Here is a 14,613-nt window from a genome sequence, read left to right as displayed (position 1 = left end):
TCACATCTTGCAGATCGAGTTCCCCCCGTCCGCCAGCATGGCCGAGCCGGTCACGAAACTCGCCATGTCCGACAGCAGGAACAACGCCGCGTCGGCGATCTCCTCCGGCTCCGCCATCCGCTTCAGCGCGTGCAGCCCGGAAATGAACGCCGCCGTCTCCGGGTTCGTCGCTGCATCCATCGCGATTGCGGTCAGCGTGCCGCCGGGCATCAGCACGTTGGCCCGGATCCCCTCCGCCCCGTGTTCCACGGCGATCGCCTGCATGAGCCCGACCAGCCCGGCTTTCGAGGCCGCATAGGCCCCCATCCCCGGCAGGGTCGCGGTGTGGCCGATGAACGACCCGGTGAAGACCAGCGATCCCCCGCCCCGCGCCCGCAGCGCCGGGATCTGGGCCCGTGCGGCGTGGTAACTGGCGGTCAGGTTGGTCGCCAGCACCTCGTCCCATTCCGCGGGAGCCGTCTCGGCCACCATCGCGCCGCTCCCGAGGATCCCGGCATTGTTGAACGCCCCGTCCAGCCCTCCGAACCGCTCAGTCGCCATGGCGACCAACGCGTCCGCGTACCCGGCATCGCACACGTCCCCCGGCACCGCCACGGCGGCCCCGTTCGACTGGATGATCTGCCCCTCGATCTGCCGCAGCTCGGCCTCTCTCCGGGCGCCCAGCACCAGCTTCGCGCCCTGCTCCGCAAGCTTCAGCGCCGCCGCCGCCCCGATCCCGCTCGAGGCGCCGGTAACGATGATGATCTTGTCCTTCAGCAACATGGGTACACTCCTTTTCAGATGTCGCGGGCGCCACCATGGCCGCGCCCCCGCCACCGCTCGACCCGGATCATGCGAGGCCATGACCCGGATCCTGCGCTTTCCGAAAAGTCCTCAGGCGTAGATCGCACACCCCACCAGCAAGGCCGCCGCCGCCACCGCCGAGGCCGCGGTGCGCACATGGTTCCACCGCGTCCACGCGACGGCATATTGCGCCCAGTAAGCCTCCGTCTCCGGTCCCTCCACCGCCATCGCGTCCAGCCGCCGGTTCATCGGCACGTTGCCGAAAAGCGTCACCAGGAACGTGCCCACCACGTAAATCGCCCCGCCCGCGATGAACCACCCCTGCTCAGGCCCGCCCAGCGCGAACCACGCGTACCCGATCAGCCCCAGCGACACCGGGGCCAGGGCCAGCAGCGAAAAGACGAATGCCGACGACAGAACCTCCCGATTGATCTGCTGCATCGCTTCGATCCCGGCCCGGGGCGAGCTGACCCGCAGCGACCGCATGATGAAATCGGAAAACCCGAGAAAGACGCCGGACACCAGCGCCATGACCAGCGCGACCGACCCGAAGGCGATCAGGACAACGGTTTCAGACATCGAACCCAACTCCCTTGTTCATATGCGAAATACCGCGCGCGACCACCAAACTGCCTGCCATCCGACAGGCCAACCAGGTGAAATTCTTCCATGCCATTTTCGATCTCCTATTGACTTGACACTGTGTAAATTGACACCGTGTCAATAGACAGGAGTTTACATTGTGTCAAGCGAGAAGAATCCAACCCGCACCCGCATCCTCAAGGCCGCGTGGGAATTGCTGGAATCGAGCCCCGGCGTGGCCGCCCGCATGTCGGATATCGCGAAGAAGGCCGGGATCAGCCGACAGGCGCTCTACCTGCATTTCCCCAACCGGACAGAGCTGTTCGTCGCCACGACCAAGTACATGGACGAGGTCTATCGCGTGCAGGAGAAGCTGGCCCCAAGCCGCGCCGCCACCACCGGAGAGGCCCGGCTCGAGGCCTTTGTCGCCGCCTGGTCGGCCTACGTGCCGAAGATCTACGGCATCGCCAAGACCCTGATCGTCATGTCCGAGACAGACGAGGACGCCGCCCGCGCCTGGTTTGAACGGATGCAGGACATGCGCGAAGGCTGCGAGGCCGCCGTGGCGGCACTGGCCCGCGACGGCACCCTCTCTTCGGATTATTCGGAAACGGAAGCGACCGATCTTCTCTGGACGCTCCTGAGCCTCCAGACATGGGAATCGCTGGTCGTCAGATGCGGCTGGGACCAGGCGCGCTACACGGCCACGGTGCTGTCAATGGCGCGCCGCGCACTCGTGGCGGGGGCGGATTAGTCCTTGGCCTGGTCCGCCCACTCCCAGGGCCGCGTGAACCGGCCAAGCACCTCTCTCAGTTTCGCCTCGTCGACCTCGCCGGTCTTCTCGATCTGCGCCACCAGCCCCTGCTTCTTCGAGTCGATCACGTTCACCACCCGCGCGCCCAGCCCTTCCTTCTCGAGCTCGGCATTGTAGACGCGGGTGATGGCCCGCTTGCGCAGGTCAGGCTTGAACACCTTGCCCACCGCCGTCTTCGGCAGCTCCGGCAGAACCTCGATGAACTTCGGTTGCGCGGCGCGCTCGTGGACATGGGTCTTGCAATACTCCACCAGCTCCTCGCCGCTCACACTCCCGCCCTCGACCAGCTCGACATAGGCGCAGGGGATCTCCCCCGAATAGGCATCCGGCTGGCCGATCGCGCCCGCCATCGCCACCTCGGAATGCGCCATCAGCGCCTCCTCGATCTCGGCCGGGTCGATATTGTGCCCGCCCCGGATGATCAGGTCCTTCGCCCGGCCCGTGATCCACAGGTACCCGTCGGCATCGATCCGGCCCAGGTCACCGGTCCGCAGGTACTTGTCGTAATAGTACAGGTTCGCGTTCTTCGTCGCGTCGGTATAGGTGTGCCCCGGGTAAACGCCGGGGTTCGAGATGCAGATCTCGCCCACCTCGTCGGTCGCCGCCTCCACCGGGTCCTCGGCGTTCCCAGCATTGTAGATCCGCACATCCGTATAGGGCAGCGGGCAGCCGACCGAGCCCACCTTCTTCTCCCCCGTGGGCGGGTTGACGGCCACAAGACAGGTGGCCTCGGTCAGGCCGTAGCCCTCGATCACCGCCATGCCGGTGGCCGATTCGAACCGCTTGAACAGCTCCAGCGGCATCGGAGCCGAGCCGGAGAACGCGTTCTTCACCGTCGACAGGTCCGCATCCACCTTGCGCTGCATCAGCGCCGACACCGCGGTCGGCACGGTGATCACGAACGTGATCTTCCACCGCTCGCACAGCTTCCAGAAATTGTCGAACACCCCGTCGCCGCGATAGCCGGCGGGCGTCGGGAAGACCACGTGCGCCCCCGACTTGATCATCGCCATCAGGATCACGTGCGTCGCGAACACGTGGAACAGCGGCAGCGGGCACATGATGTTATCCTCTTCCGAGAACAAGAGCTGATCGCCCAGCCAGCCATTGTAAACCATCCCCGAATACCGGTGCTGCGCCACCTTGGGCATACCCGTCGTGCCGCCGGTATGGAAATAGGCGCCCACCCGGTCGCCCGCGGAATCGGCGAAATCGAGCGTGGTGTTCTGCCGCCCGGCCTCGGTCACGAAATCCTTGATATCGGCATGGTGCTTGCCGGTCATCTTCGGCCGCAGAAAGGGCACGATCCAGCTTTTCGGCGGGCGGAGATAGGCGTTCAGGTCAATCTCGAGGATCGTGTGCACCTGCCGCGCATGGCGCACCGCCTCGGCGGTCTTCTGGGCGATATCCGTCTTCGGGAAGGATTTCAGCGTCACCACGACCTTGGCGTTGGTCTCGCGCAGGATGGCGCCGATATTCTCGGGCTCGAGCAGCGGGTTGATCGGGCTGGCGATGCCAGCCACCATGGCCCCCACCATCGCCGTCGCGGTCTCCAGGCAGTTGGGCAGGATCAGGGCCACCACGTCGCCCTCCTCCACCTTGAGCGAGCGGAAGAGGTTCGCCGCCTGGCACACCTGCTCGTGAAACTCCCGCCATGTCAGCGTCTGCGCCGGGTCGGTCGCGCCGGAAAAGAGCTGGTAGCTGATGGCCGGGCGGTCGGGAAAGGCCTCGGCCACCTGCTGCAGCATCTGGTACAGCGTTTCCGGCCGGTCCCGCTCCTCCCACGGCATCTCGTTCTGAATGTCGAGAACATCCTGACGCGTGGCAAAACTCATTGCCGTCTCCTCCCTTCGCGGCGGTCATCCGATGGGGTCCGCCGTCATTTCTCCCGTCGGAACAGCATGAAAGTCTTTGGCCTGCGGTGCAAGTTTTACGCTGCGTTTCCCCGCCGATCGGCGCACTCCGGCGGGGCGGCTCCCGGCGCCGGACCGAATTGACTTGACTAATTTGGTCGGACATACGACCAGAAGACCCAGAAATTCAGTCGGAAACCCGAGGGAGGACCACGCCGAATGACCCGCCTCACCCCAACATTGACCGCCGCCGCCGCCATCCTGGCCCTCGCCGCGCCTGCCTTCGCGCAGGAGGTCAACATCTACTCCAGCCGTCACTACGATTCCGACGACCTGCTGTTCGACGAGTTCACCGAAGAGACCGGCATCACCGTCAACCGGATCGAGGCCGACGCCGACGAGATCATCGCCCGGCTCGAGGCCGAGGGCGACAACAGCCCCGCCGACATCTTCATCGCCGTCGACGTGGGCCGCATGGACCGCGCCGAAGAGGCGGGCGTCCTCCAGCCCTTCACCTCCGACGTGATCGAAGAGCGCGTGCCGGAACAGTTCCAGCACCCCGAGAACCTCTGGTTCGGCGTCTCGCAGCGCGCGCGCATCATCTTCTACGCCAAGGACCGCGTGGAAAACCCGCCCGCCACCTACGAGGCGCTGGCCGAGCCCGAGTGGAAGGGCAAGATCTGCATCCGCTCCTCCTCGAACGTCTACAACCAGTCGCTGCTGGCCTCGATGATCGAGGTCCATGGCGAAGAGGCCGCCCGCGACTGGGCCGCCGGCATCGTCGACAACATGGCCCGCGCGCCCCAGGGCGGCGACACCGACCAGCTTCGCGGCCTGATCTCGGGCGAATGCGACGTGGCCGTGGCCAACCACTACTACTTCCTGCGCGGCTTCGGCGGCGATGTCGACGGCCTCTCGGACGAGATCGACAGCATCGGCTGGGTCTGGCCCAACCAGGACGACCGCGGCGCCCACGTGAACCTCGCCACCGCCTCGATGACCGCGGCGGCCCCGAACCCCGAGAACGCGGTCAAGTTCCTCGAATTCCTGACCAGCGACTTCGCGCAATCGCATTTCGCCTCGCAGAACAACGAGTACCCGGCCGTCCAAGGCGCCCCGGGCGTCGAGGCGACAGACCGGCTCGGCGACTTCAAGGCCGACGACACCACCCCAACGGCTGCCTTCAGCCGCAACGCCAAGGCGGCCCAGACCATCTTCAACGAGGTCGGCTGGGACTGAGCCATTGACCTTTTGCCAGTCAAACCCCCGGCCGGTTCAACCGCCGGGGGTTTTTCTTTTGTTGAACGCGTTTGGTGCACCACCGAAAGCTGTGCTACGCAGGAGAAAGCATTCTTAGAAGGAGATTATCGTGTTCAGGACAATTGCAGCCGCAACCCTCGTCTCCACCATTGGCCTTGCCGCATATGCCGAGGAAGGCGGCGAGCTTGTCCTCGAAGTGGATGGCGAAACCCACGCCTATACCCTTCTACCCAGCCAAAGCGACTGGTCCGGCTCGGAAAGCTTCGGCAGCGCCAGCATCTACGCGCTCCCTACGGATAAATCGTCTCACCTTCAAAGCCTGATGCTCGGGTTCAGCCTTGCCCCCGGCGGCGCGGAACGCGGCGAAATCAACCTGCGCACGGTGTCGGATGGGGACACCATCCGTTACTACGCCGGCGACGATGCGGAAGAGGGCGGACTCGTCGTGACGCTCGACAGCTCATCGGTCTCCGGCGAGGAACTAAGCCTGACCGGCAGCTTCCAGACCGAGCTGGGCACCAGCGACAATTATGGACGCGACATCGACCTATCTGAGGCGATGACGATGCAGGGAACCTTCAGCGTGGTGCTAGGCCCGGTGGAATAATCCGGCGGCCCCGCGCCCCTCACCCCCGCAAATCAAGCAGCTCCCGCACCCCCGCCCGCTCCGTCCGGAACGCATTGGCGGGGTGATCCGGATCCTCGTACCCGAAGGAGATCGCGCACAGCACCATCCGGCTGTCATCCAGCCCGAAATGGCTGCGGATGAAATCGGCATAGCCCGCGACCGAGGCCTGCGCCACCGTCGCGACCCCCTGCGCCGTCGCGGCCAGCATGAAGCCCAGCACGAACTCGCCGCAATCATGCGCCCCATAGGCCCCCAGTTTCGCCTCGGAATGCACGATCGCCACGTGCGGCGCGTCGAAAAGGTGGAAATTCCGCATCGCCTGCTCGGCCCTTGCGCCGTAATCCTTCCGGTCGATTCCCACGGCACTGTAAAGCTGGTAGCCGCAGGTCCGCCGCCGCTCGCCATAGACCCCCGGATATTCCTCGGGCCACGCGAGATCCGGCCCCGGCTTGCCACTGGCCACCATCTCCAGCAACGCCGACCGGAACCGCTCCGTCTCGTTGCCTTGCGTCACCACCACCCGCCACGGCTGGGCGTTGCACCACGATGCGGCCTTGCCCGCCGTGCCCACGATCCGGCGGATCACCTCTTCCGGCACCGGCTCCGGCTTGAACCCCCGGCAGCTATAACGCCCGTCCATCACGCGGTTCAGCGCGTCGAAATCTTCCGGCATTCCGGCCTCCATCAACTGTTCTGCGAAATCAGGTAGCCCACGCCGCCAGCCACGATCAGCCCCAGCACCACCGCCACGGCGATCTTCCACGCCGACCACGGCCGCTCTCCCTGCACCCGGCCGGTGCGCCCGTTGACGACGAAGCGATAAGTCTCGCCCCGGTACTTGTAGGCCGCCAGCCACACCGGCAGCAGCACGTGCTTGAAGGTCACGTCGCTGATCGCGGTGTCGATGTCGTGAATTCTCTGCCGGTCGCCGCCGATATCGAACCGCACGTCGCGGGCGATCACGTTGTCCATATGCGCCCGCGCCTCGACGAACCCCTCCTCCAGCTCCACCTGGTAGCCCTCGGCCCGGAACCCGGCCAGGAATTCCGGCCGGTAGGGCTCCATCGCCGACAGGTCCCACGGCTCCAGCGCATCCGTGTACCGCTTCGGCAGCGTCCGCGAGGCCAGCACCAGCACATCGTCGAAGAACCGCGCCACCCGCCCCGACACCGACCGCCAGCGCACCTTCTGCACCCGGATCGTCTGCCGCTTGCCGTCGCGCGTCACCGTGCGCGTCTCGTAATACACCGTGCCCCGCTCGCCGTGATAACTCGACTTGGTATCGGCATCGAAGGTCCAGTAGGGCACGTAAATCCCCTGCATCTTCCGCCCCTTGCGGGCATAGTCCTGCAGGCCCTCCGGCGCGAACCACAGCCGTCCCAGCCACTCGGTCATCGCCTGCCTTGCGGCGCGTTCATCCAATGCGAAAGGCAGCACCCCCTTGGGCTTGATATGCCGGTGCGTGCCGGTGCCGGTCACCACGGGCGTCGCGCAGAACGGGCATTCCTTGGAATGGGTGGCGTCGTCGAACTCCACCCTTGCCCCGCAACTCGGGCATTCCAGGACCCGCGTCTCCTCGATCTCCTCGTCGCCCAGCTCGCCCGCCAGAGCCGACTGGAAATCCAGCTCGCGGATGGTCGATTGCCACGGGCCCGCCTGCGCGATCTCCTCCACGTGGCCGCAATGGTCACAAACCAGCTCCCCCCTGTCCGGGTCGAACCGGTAATCCGCCCCGCACTGGTCACAGGGAAAGCGGTGCTCTTCCGGGGCGGGCGGCGGGGCGTCGGCGACGGTGTCGGTCGTGGTCTCGCTCATGAAGCCGCGCGCCTCACGCGCCCGGCGGGGGCGGCGGCAGGATGGTGAAAAGCTGCGCCAGCTCCTGCACCTCTCCGGCCTTGAGCCAGCCATCCTGCCCGGCGGTCCAGACAAGGCTCTCGCGGGTCAGCTTGTTCTCGCTGGCCATCCGCCCCATGGCGGCCTTTGAATAGGGGCCATGCGTCTGCCCGTTCTCGGCGATGTGCCAGACATGCTCCACCGGCGGCGGGGGTGGCGGCGCGGCAGCCGGCGCCTGCGCGTGCTGGCCCTGCCCGTTATTCCCCCACGGACCGTTATTGCCCGACAGCTGCTGCGCCATCGCCATGCCCATCCCCATGCCAAGCCCGGCCCCGATCCCGGCGCCCCCGCTGGGGTTCTTCGCCGCCGCGGTCATCGCCTCGGCCGCCGAGTACTGGGTGAACTTGCCCAGGTCGCCCGCCAGCCCCATCGAGGTGCGCTTGTCCAGCGCCTCCTCCACCGCCGGCGGCAGGGAAATGTTCTCGATATAGAACTCCGGGATGATCAGCCCGTACTCGGCCACCACCGCCGAGATCTCCGACGCGATCAGCTTGCCCAGGTCGGCCGTGTTCGCCGCCATGTCCAGCACCGGAATGCCGCTCCCGGCAATGATCCGGGAAAAGCTCTGCACGATGATGTTGCGGATCTGGAAGCTGATCTCGTCCATCGTGAACTCGCCGTCGGTGCCCACGATCTCGCTGAGGAACTTCGCCGGGTCGCTAACCCGTACCGAGTACGTCCCGAACGCCCTGATCCGCGTTGGCCCGAACTCCGGATCGCGCAGCATGATCGGGTTCTTCGTCCCCCATTTCAGGTCATTGAACCGCGTCGTGTTGACGAAATAGATCTCCGACTTGAACGGCGACTGGAACCCGTGATCCCAGTGCTGCAACGTCGTCATGATCGGCATGTTGTTGGTCTCGAGCATATAAAGCCCCGGCGTGAACACGTCCGCCAGCTGGCCTTCATGCACGAACACCGCCGCCTGCCCCTCCCGCACCGTCAGCTTGGCACCGTACTTGATCTCGTGCCCCTCGCGCTCGAACCGCCAGACCATCGTGTCGCGCGTATCGTCGACCCAGTGGATGACGTCGATGAACTCGCCCGTCAGGAAATCGAAAATGCCCATGTCTCAGGTCTCCTCAAATAATCAAATCTGCCCCGGGTCCCCGTCCAGTATCCGGCTGATCAGCGGGCGGGCCTGATCCAGCGTCATCCCCGGTTTCAGGCTCGGATGATACAACAGCCGCAGCAATTCTTCATCATGCGTTGTCAGGAAGGCGAATTCGTTGTCGTCGTTGAAGATCGACGGGCGCGCCGTGGCGCTGTCGTTGCCAAGCCCCAGCCCCTGCGCCAGCTCCTCGTGAATGCACGACCGGCGCATCAGGTCCGGCTGTTCGCTGCGGATCAGCACGATCGCCTTGTCGAACGTATGCAGTGCCCCGGGCCGCCCGAAGGTCATCACGAAACAGTAGAACTTGCGCGGCGGGTTCTCGAAAATGTCCCGCGACGCCGCCCCGATCGTCGGCGCCAGCTCCAGCACCCGCGCCACCGTATCCTGCCGGTCATCCTCCGAGGCGATGATCACGTGGAAATTCGGGGCCCCGTCATCCAGCGCGATATCATGGCCGGTGACCCGCGACAGCCGCGCGGCATAGCCCCTGATGGCGGCGGTATCGCCTTCCTTGATCTCCTCCGGAACGGTCTTCCCGTACTCGATCGTCATCCGCACCGGCTTGACCCACTTGCGCAGCACGTCCGGCCCGTCCTTCGATTCCTCGAGCCCCCCGCCCGGCGTATACTCGTTGTAGAACGCGATCCGCTCGAAATTGCGCGAGACGTCCCGCTCGGTATAGGGCGTGTCCACCCCGCCGCCGCCCGTTCTCAACAGGCCCTGCGCCAGCAATTGCGACTGAAGCCGATTGTAATACCGGCTCAGCGCCGCGCTCTCGGCCGAGGGCTCGTAGGGTTTCTCGGTCACCAGCCCGTCGGGCCGGGCATGCGGCTTGCTCGTCGGCGCCTCCGGCGTGTCGCAGGACGCCAACAGAACTGCGCCCGCAAGCGCACCCACCCACAGCGGCCTGAACCGCCCTATGCCAACTGCTCTGTTCAAATGACGCCTCAGCTCTTGGGCACGGCGGTGCCGGCGTTGTCGCCCACGCCGTCGCGGCGTGACTTGGCCGATGCCAGCGTGTCGCGCAAATCCTTTTCCATCTTCTTCAGGTCCTCCTCGGCGGCGGCCCGTTTCGCCTTGCCCTCGTCGGCAATCTGCAGGCTTTCCTCGATCGTCCCGATCAGGTCGGCATTGGCCTTCTTTACCGCCTCGATATCGAACACGCCGCGCTCCATCTCCTGCCGGATCATCTTGTTGCTCTCGCGCAGGTTCTCGGCATTGGCGGTCAGCAGGTCGTTGGTCAGGTCATTGGCATCCCGAACCGCCGCCGCCGCCTCGGCCGAACGCTGCATCGTCACCGCCTGCGCCAGCTGCGTCTCCCACAGCGGCACGGTGTTCACCAGCGTCGAGTTGATCTTGGTCACAAGGCTCTTGTCGTTCTCCTGCACCAGCCGGATCGACGGCAGCGACTGCATCGTCACCTGCCGCGTGAGCTTCAGGTCATGCACCCGGCGTTCCAGGTCGTCCCGCGCCGCCCGCAGGTCGCGCAGCTCCTGCGCCTTCATCACCTGCTGGTCCTCCGGCGCGGCCTGCACTTCCTTGTCCTTGGCCGGGATCACCTGCTCGTCCAGCTCCTTCAGCTTTTCCTCGCCGGCCGCGATGTAAAGCGCCAGCTCGTCATAGAAGGTCAGCGTCTTCTCGTAGAGCAGGTCGAGCGACTTGATATCCTTCAGAAGCACATGCTCATGGCCCAACAGGTCGTCGGTGATCCTGTCGATCTGCCCCTGCACGTCCTCGAACCGCGCGGTGAACTTGGCAAAGGGCGCGGCCCGGCCCAGCAGCTTCTCCCACCATGTCCGCTCGCGCCGCACGTCCAGCTCCGAGACCGAGAAGCCCCGGATCGTCGTCACGATATTGCGCAAGGAATCCCCCGCCGGGCCCACGTCCTTGTTGCGCACGCCCGACAGCATGGATTGCGAGATCTCCTGCAACTCCGCCTGCGCGCCCGAGCCGAAGGACACGATCGAATTCGTGTCGGTCATGTCGATCTCGTCCATCCGCTTGCGGATCTCGGCCCCCTGCGCCGGGTCCGCCTTCTCCAGCGGCACCACGGCATTGGCTTCCGCAGGCTCCGGCAGGATCACCCGGCTCACTTCCTCGACTTCGGCCAATTCGGCCTCGGCTTTCTGACGGCTGTTCTCAGACATGGATCATCGGTCCTCATGCGTTGGGGTTGGCCGGGCGAATGCCCTCGCGTTCGAGCCGGTCGCGCAGCACGTCGATCTCGATCTCCAGATCGGCGGAATCGTCGCTCAGAAGCGCCCGGGTCTTGGCATTGAAATTCTGTTCGAGGTCGGTCAGCAGACCGAAGTAATCCTCCCGCGCCTTGGCATCGCGGGACCGCGCGTAGACATCGGCGAACTTCACCGTCGCGTCCTTCGCGCCCATCAGGTACACCGTCAGGTACTTGCGCGCCCCGGTCAGGTCGCGCGGGTCGTTCTCGATGGTGCGCAGCATTTCCCGCACGCTCACCTGGAACCGTTCCACCCGGTCCACCGCCTGCCGGTCGCCGGCGCGCTGCACGGCGTCCATCATTTCCTTCAGGTAGTTCTCGGCCTTGTCCACGGCCCGCGCCACCCGGTCGGTCTGGAACTGGTCGACGCCTTCCATGCCCTTGTTCTTCATCGGGTCCACCCCGAAGGAAAAGACATGCAGGCCCGTCGTCACGACGCCGAAGATGATCGGCGCCACCAGGCCCGGCTCGGCCTTGTAGGCGGCAATCGCAACCCCCAGCCCTGCCAGCACGGACGAGAACAGCTTGCGCGGAATGCCGGGGCTCCGCGCCACCTTCCGCGCGTTATACGCGGCCTCCGCCCTCAGCCCGTTGCGCAGCATCCACGCCGACAGCGCCAGCACCCCGGCCGAGGCCACGCCCAGCGCCAGCCCGGCGGCACCGGAGGTGATCGAGGTGAACAGCACCACCGCCGCGGGCAGGAACATCAGGTTCGCCCGCGCCCCCGCCGGGTCGACCCTTGCCCCGCGATAGAGCACCGCGTCGGTCTGATCCGGCCCCTGCACATCGCTGCCGTCCGGGCTGTATTTGCCGCCGAATTTCCGCGCCATGCCCCTCACAGCCCTCCAAGCAGGCCGCTCGTGACACCGAGCATCAGGATGAACAGGGCCGCATAGGCGATTTTCTGCACACTCGTTCCCCTTGTGGTCAGCGCGATCTCCTGCCCCAGCGACCGGGCCTCGCGCGCGGCCCGCGTCATGGCGGACACGGCGAAACCGGCCAGCGCCAACAGCGCCAGTGCCAGGATAACGAGCATTAACAGGCGCGCCATGCCGGGCCATCTCCCGCTGTCGGTGGCTCTTTACTCCCCCGAAACTTAGGTCATGGCGTCAGGCGTTGCTAGGGTAAACATCGCCTTAACGCCCGGCAAAGGCCTCGGGATTTGCCGTCGCGCCGCCTCAGTGGCGAGAGGCCGTCCGCCGCTGCGCGTTCAGCTTGCGCGTATAGCCCGACTGGATGACCTCCACCGCCACCAGCACGATGACCGAGAAGTAGAAGGTCGTCTTCGACATCGGCACCACCTCGTAGCCGAAGAACCGCAGCGCCAGCGCCTCGTCATGCACCGCATGCGCCGCCGCCTGCCCCGCCTCGCCCAGAAGCACGACGCCGACGATCAGCAGGATGAACAGGCCCAGCACCTCGTACATCCGGTTCTTCTCCAGGAACCGCGTCACCCCGTCCGCCAGCAGCAGCATCGCCAGCCCCGACAGGATGATCGCCGTCGCCAGAACCACGAACACATCCGTGATCGCCAGCGCCGACAGCACCGAGTCGAACGAGAAAATCAGGTTCATCATCACGATCATGATCACCACCTGCGTGGCCGACTTGCCCGGCTTGTCGCTCATATCCGTATCGAGGTGCTCGATGGTCAGCATGTGGCTGATCTCCTTCACCGCCGTGTAGATGATGAAGACGCCCCCGATGATGAACACGCAGGTCGCGAAATTCACGCCCCCCGTCAGCACACCCTCCCAGTCGAACACGTAGAACGGCTCGGCCATGGCATCGATCAGCCGGATCATCACGAAAAGCAGCACCACCCGCAGCGCGACGGCGATGATGATGCCCCAGTACCGCACCGATTTCTGCTGCGCCACCGGCGCCCGCTGGGATTCGATCGAGATGTAGAGAAGGTTGTCAAAGCCCAGCACCGCCTGCAGGAAACACAGCATCAGCAGGTTGCCGAGGTTTTCGATGGTCAGAAGATCGGCCATTGGAAAAGCCCCTCGCGTTGGAAATACACGAAGGGGCTTAGCCCAGACAGCCCGGTATAGGAAACGAAACCTCGCTCAGGCCGCCTTGTCGAACGGCGCCGGCAGGTCGCCCTGCGCCCGCGCCCCGTCGATCGCCGCCTGCCAGTCCTCCTCCAGCGTCGCCGCCAATTGCGCGAAATCGTCGATGGCAAAATACACCGGCTGCACGATGTCGATCCGGTAAGGCATCCGCAGCACCCGGTGCAGATCGAACGGCTCGGTCACCGCCTCGCCGCCCGTGGCATGCGCGGCCTCCGCGGGCGACGACACGATCCCGGCACCGAACGCCCGATAGCCATCGCCATGGCGGATCATCCCGAACTCCACCGTGAACCAGAACAGCCTAAACAGGTGCCAGCTATAGCCCTTGCCCAGCGCCTTCGCCTTCTTCCCCACGCCCTCGATGAAGGCCACGTAATCGGGGTTGGTCAGCAGCGGGCAATGGCCGAACACCTCGTGAAACAGGTCCGGCTCCTCGATATACTCCATCTGCTCCCGCCGCCGCAGGAAGGTCGCCACCGGGAACTTCCGCTGGCTCAGCAGGTCGAAGAACCGGCTCGGCGGAATGATCGCCGGCACGCCTTCAACCCCTGCCCCGGTCAGCTCCGCCAGCCGCGCGTCGATCTCCTTGACCTGCGGCACCTTGCCGGCCTTGAGCCCCAGCAATTCGACCCCCTCGAAATATTCCGGCGTCGCCTTGTCACGCAGATACGCCATCTGCGTCTCGAACAGCTCGCCCCAGACGGCATCCTCCTCCGGAGAATAGCTGTAAAAACCGTCCGCATCCGGCGTTTTCGAGTGGTAGGTGGTGTCCTTGGCCATGGTGTCTCTCCTTTCCTTCAGCCTACCGCGCACCGCCTGAAGAGTTTTCCCGATCACGCGCCGATACCAGTAGAATTCAAGAAATTATTCCGCTATCCCGTATTCCATGAAATTTTCTGATCAGGAAAAAGCAATTCTTCGGGAAATCCAGCAGGACAGCGCGGCCTCCCTCGCCACGCTGGCCGAGCGCGTCGGCATGGCCCAAAGCACCCTCTGGCGCAAGCTGCAGGAGTTCGACGCCACCGGCATCGTCACCGCCCGCGTGGCGCTCCTCGACCCCGCCAAGGTCGGCGCCAAGCTCTGCGTCTTCGCCACCGTCTCGCTGCAGGATCACTCCGAGGCGTCGCTGGCCGCCTTCTCCCGCCTGATCGACCGGCACCCCGAAATCCTCGAATGCCACGCCATCACCGGCAGCGCCGACTACATGCTGAAGATCCACACCGCCGACGTCGAAAGCTACGAGCATTTCATGACCAACGCCCTCCTGCGCAGCGACGTGGTCCGCGCCGTCCACTCCAGCTTCTCCCTGAAGGCGCTCAAACGGACAACGTCGCTCCCGGTCTGACCCTTAGGATTCTGAGTATTTCCAGAAAGA

At 65.2% G+C, this 14,613-nt stretch carries 16 protein-coding genes; 4 read left to right on the top strand and 12 right to left on the bottom strand.

Features of this window, described 5'->3' with window-relative positions; all coding sequences use genetic code 11:
- Entirely contained in the window at nt 1-762 is a 762-nt protein-coding gene (locus QUV18_RS19395) for an SDR family oxidoreductase (RefSeq protein WP_300895743.1), read from the bottom strand.
- Nucleotides 763-873: 111 nt separating this feature from the next.
- Entirely contained in the window at nt 874-1,362 is a 489-nt protein-coding gene (locus QUV18_RS19390) for an anthrone oxygenase family protein (protein WP_300895742.1), read from the bottom strand.
- A gap of 163 nt (nt 1,363-1,525) precedes the next feature.
- Between QUV18_RS19390 and QUV18_RS19385 the strand changes: the two genes are divergently transcribed.
- Nucleotides 1,526-2,119 (top strand): TetR/AcrR family transcriptional regulator, encoded by a 594-nt coding sequence (locus tag QUV18_RS19385; RefSeq protein ID WP_300895741.1) that lies wholly within the window; start codon nt 1,526-1,528, stop codon nt 2,117-2,119.
- On the opposite strand, the gene QUV18_RS19380 is transcribed toward QUV18_RS19385, so the two are convergent.
- Nucleotides 2,116-4,014, bottom strand: coding sequence for an acyl-CoA synthetase (locus QUV18_RS19380; protein ID WP_300895740.1), 1,899 nt, complete (start codon nt 4,012-4,014; stop codon nt 2,116-2,118). The two genes, QUV18_RS19385 and QUV18_RS19380, sit on opposite strands and share 4 nt — an antisense overlap.
- 237 nt (nt 4,015-4,251) lie before the next feature.
- Here QUV18_RS19380 and QUV18_RS19375 point away from each other — a divergent pair, with 237 nt between their 5' ends.
- Both QUV18_RS19375 and QUV18_RS19370 read left to right on the top strand, forming a co-directional pair.
- Entirely contained in the window at nt 4,252-5,271 is a 1,020-nt protein-coding gene (locus QUV18_RS19375) for an extracellular solute-binding protein (protein WP_300895739.1), read from the top strand.
- A 130-nt stretch (nt 5,272-5,401) separates the two neighbouring features.
- Nucleotides 5,402-5,899 carry a hypothetical protein gene (locus QUV18_RS19370; RefSeq protein ID WP_300895738.1) on the top strand — a complete coding sequence of 166 codons (498 nt, stop codon included), beginning with the start codon at nt 5,402-5,404 and terminating at the stop codon, nt 5,897-5,899.
- Between the two features lie 19 nt (nt 5,900-5,918).
- On the opposite strand, the gene QUV18_RS19365 is transcribed toward QUV18_RS19370, so the two are convergent.
- The 9 genes from QUV18_RS19365 to QUV18_RS19325 form a co-directional block, all read right to left on the bottom strand.
- Nucleotides 5,919-6,593: a nitroreductase gene (locus QUV18_RS19365; protein ID WP_300895737.1), complete on the bottom strand. Its 675-nt coding sequence runs from the start codon at nt 6,591-6,593 to the stop codon at nt 5,919-5,921.
- Nucleotides 6,594-6,604: 11 nt separating this feature from the next.
- Entirely contained in the window at nt 6,605-7,735 is a 1,131-nt protein-coding gene (locus QUV18_RS19360; RefSeq protein WP_300895736.1) for a TFIIB-type zinc finger domain-containing protein, read from the bottom strand.
- Nucleotides 7,736-7,748: 13 nt separating this feature from the next.
- The gene (locus QUV18_RS19355) at nt 7,749-8,882 is read right to left on the bottom strand and encodes an SPFH domain-containing protein (RefSeq protein WP_300895735.1); all 1,134 of its coding nucleotides are present in this window, start codon (nt 8,880-8,882) and stop codon (nt 7,749-7,751) included.
- Nucleotides 8,883-8,903: 21 nt separating this feature from the next.
- On the bottom strand, nt 8,904-9,824 hold the full coding sequence (locus QUV18_RS19350; RefSeq protein ID WP_300895734.1) for a DUF2927 domain-containing protein: 921 nt from the start codon (nt 9,822-9,824) through the stop codon (nt 8,904-8,906).
- Between the two features lie 50 nt (nt 9,825-9,874).
- Nucleotides 9,875-11,074, bottom strand: a complete 1,200-nt coding sequence (locus QUV18_RS19345) for a toxic anion resistance protein (protein WP_300895733.1) — start codon at nt 11,072-11,074, stop codon at nt 9,875-9,877.
- Between the two features lie 13 nt (nt 11,075-11,087).
- Nucleotides 11,088-11,990, bottom strand: coding sequence for a 5-bromo-4-chloroindolyl phosphate hydrolysis family protein (locus QUV18_RS19340; RefSeq protein WP_300895732.1), 903 nt, complete (start codon nt 11,988-11,990; stop codon nt 11,088-11,090).
- A gap of 5 nt (nt 11,991-11,995) precedes the next feature.
- Nucleotides 11,996-12,211: a hypothetical protein gene (locus QUV18_RS19335; RefSeq protein ID WP_300895731.1), complete on the bottom strand. Its 216-nt coding sequence runs from the start codon at nt 12,209-12,211 to the stop codon at nt 11,996-11,998.
- A gap of 127 nt (nt 12,212-12,338) precedes the next feature.
- Nucleotides 12,339-13,157: a TerC family protein gene (locus QUV18_RS19330; protein WP_300895730.1), complete on the bottom strand. Its 819-nt coding sequence runs from the start codon at nt 13,155-13,157 to the stop codon at nt 12,339-12,341.
- 75 nt (nt 13,158-13,232) lie between these two features.
- Entirely contained in the window at nt 13,233-14,051 is an 819-nt protein-coding gene (locus tag QUV18_RS19325; protein WP_300895843.1) for a phenylalanine 4-monooxygenase, read from the bottom strand.
- Nucleotides 14,052-14,124: 73 nt separating this feature from the next.
- Between QUV18_RS19325 and QUV18_RS19320 the strand changes: the two genes are divergently transcribed.
- Nucleotides 14,125-14,583, top strand: a complete 459-nt coding sequence (locus QUV18_RS19320) for an Lrp/AsnC family transcriptional regulator (RefSeq protein WP_300895729.1) — start codon at nt 14,125-14,127, stop codon at nt 14,581-14,583.
- The last annotated feature ends 30 nt before the right edge of the window (nt 14,584-14,613 follow it).

It is taken from the genome of Roseovarius sp. (genome assembly GCF_030373445.1).
Taxonomy (GTDB): Bacteria; Pseudomonadota; Alphaproteobacteria; order Rhodobacterales; family Rhodobacteraceae; genus Roseovarius.
Note: the sequence above shows the minus strand (reverse complement) of the source record. Positions and strands in the feature narration are given on the sequence as shown.

What these genes read in the sequence shown, in the direction of transcription:
- QUV18_RS19330 (WP_300895730.1), bottom strand. Translation starts at nt 13,157, where the DNA reads ATGGCCGATCTTCTGACCATCGAAAACCTCGGCAACCTGCTGATGCTG.
- QUV18_RS19355 (WP_300895735.1), bottom strand. Translation starts at nt 8,882, where the DNA reads ATGGGCATTTTCGATTTCCTGACGGGCGAGTTCATCGACGTCATCCAC.
- QUV18_RS19345 (WP_300895733.1), bottom strand. Translation starts at nt 11,074, where the DNA reads ATGTCTGAGAACAGCCGTCAGAAAGCCGAGGCCGAATTGGCCGAAGTC.
- QUV18_RS19340 (WP_300895732.1), bottom strand. Translation starts at nt 11,990, where the DNA reads ATGGCGCGGAAATTCGGCGGCAAATACAGCCCGGACGGCAGCGATGTG.
- QUV18_RS19395 (WP_300895743.1), bottom strand. Translation starts at nt 762, where the DNA reads ATGTTGCTGAAGGACAAGATCATCATCGTTACCGGCGCCTCGAGCGGG.
- QUV18_RS19375 (WP_300895739.1), top strand. Translation starts at nt 4,252, where the DNA reads ATGACCCGCCTCACCCCAACATTGACCGCCGCCGCCGCCATCCTGGCC.
- QUV18_RS19335 (WP_300895731.1), bottom strand. Translation starts at nt 12,211, where the DNA reads ATGGCGCGCCTGTTAATGCTCGTTATCCTGGCACTGGCGCTGTTGGCG.
- QUV18_RS19320 (WP_300895729.1), top strand. Translation starts at nt 14,125, where the DNA reads ATGAAATTTTCTGATCAGGAAAAAGCAATTCTTCGGGAAATCCAGCAG.
- QUV18_RS19360 (WP_300895736.1), bottom strand. Translation starts at nt 7,735, where the DNA reads ATGAGCGAGACCACGACCGACACCGTCGCCGACGCCCCGCCGCCCGCC.
- QUV18_RS19390 (WP_300895742.1), bottom strand. Translation starts at nt 1,362, where the DNA reads ATGTCTGAAACCGTTGTCCTGATCGCCTTCGGGTCGGTCGCGCTGGTC.
- QUV18_RS19380 (WP_300895740.1), bottom strand. Translation starts at nt 4,014, where the DNA reads ATGAGTTTTGCCACGCGTCAGGATGTTCTCGACATTCAGAACGAGATG.
- QUV18_RS19365 (WP_300895737.1), bottom strand. Translation starts at nt 6,593, where the DNA reads ATGCCGGAAGATTTCGACGCGCTGAACCGCGTGATGGACGGGCGTTAT.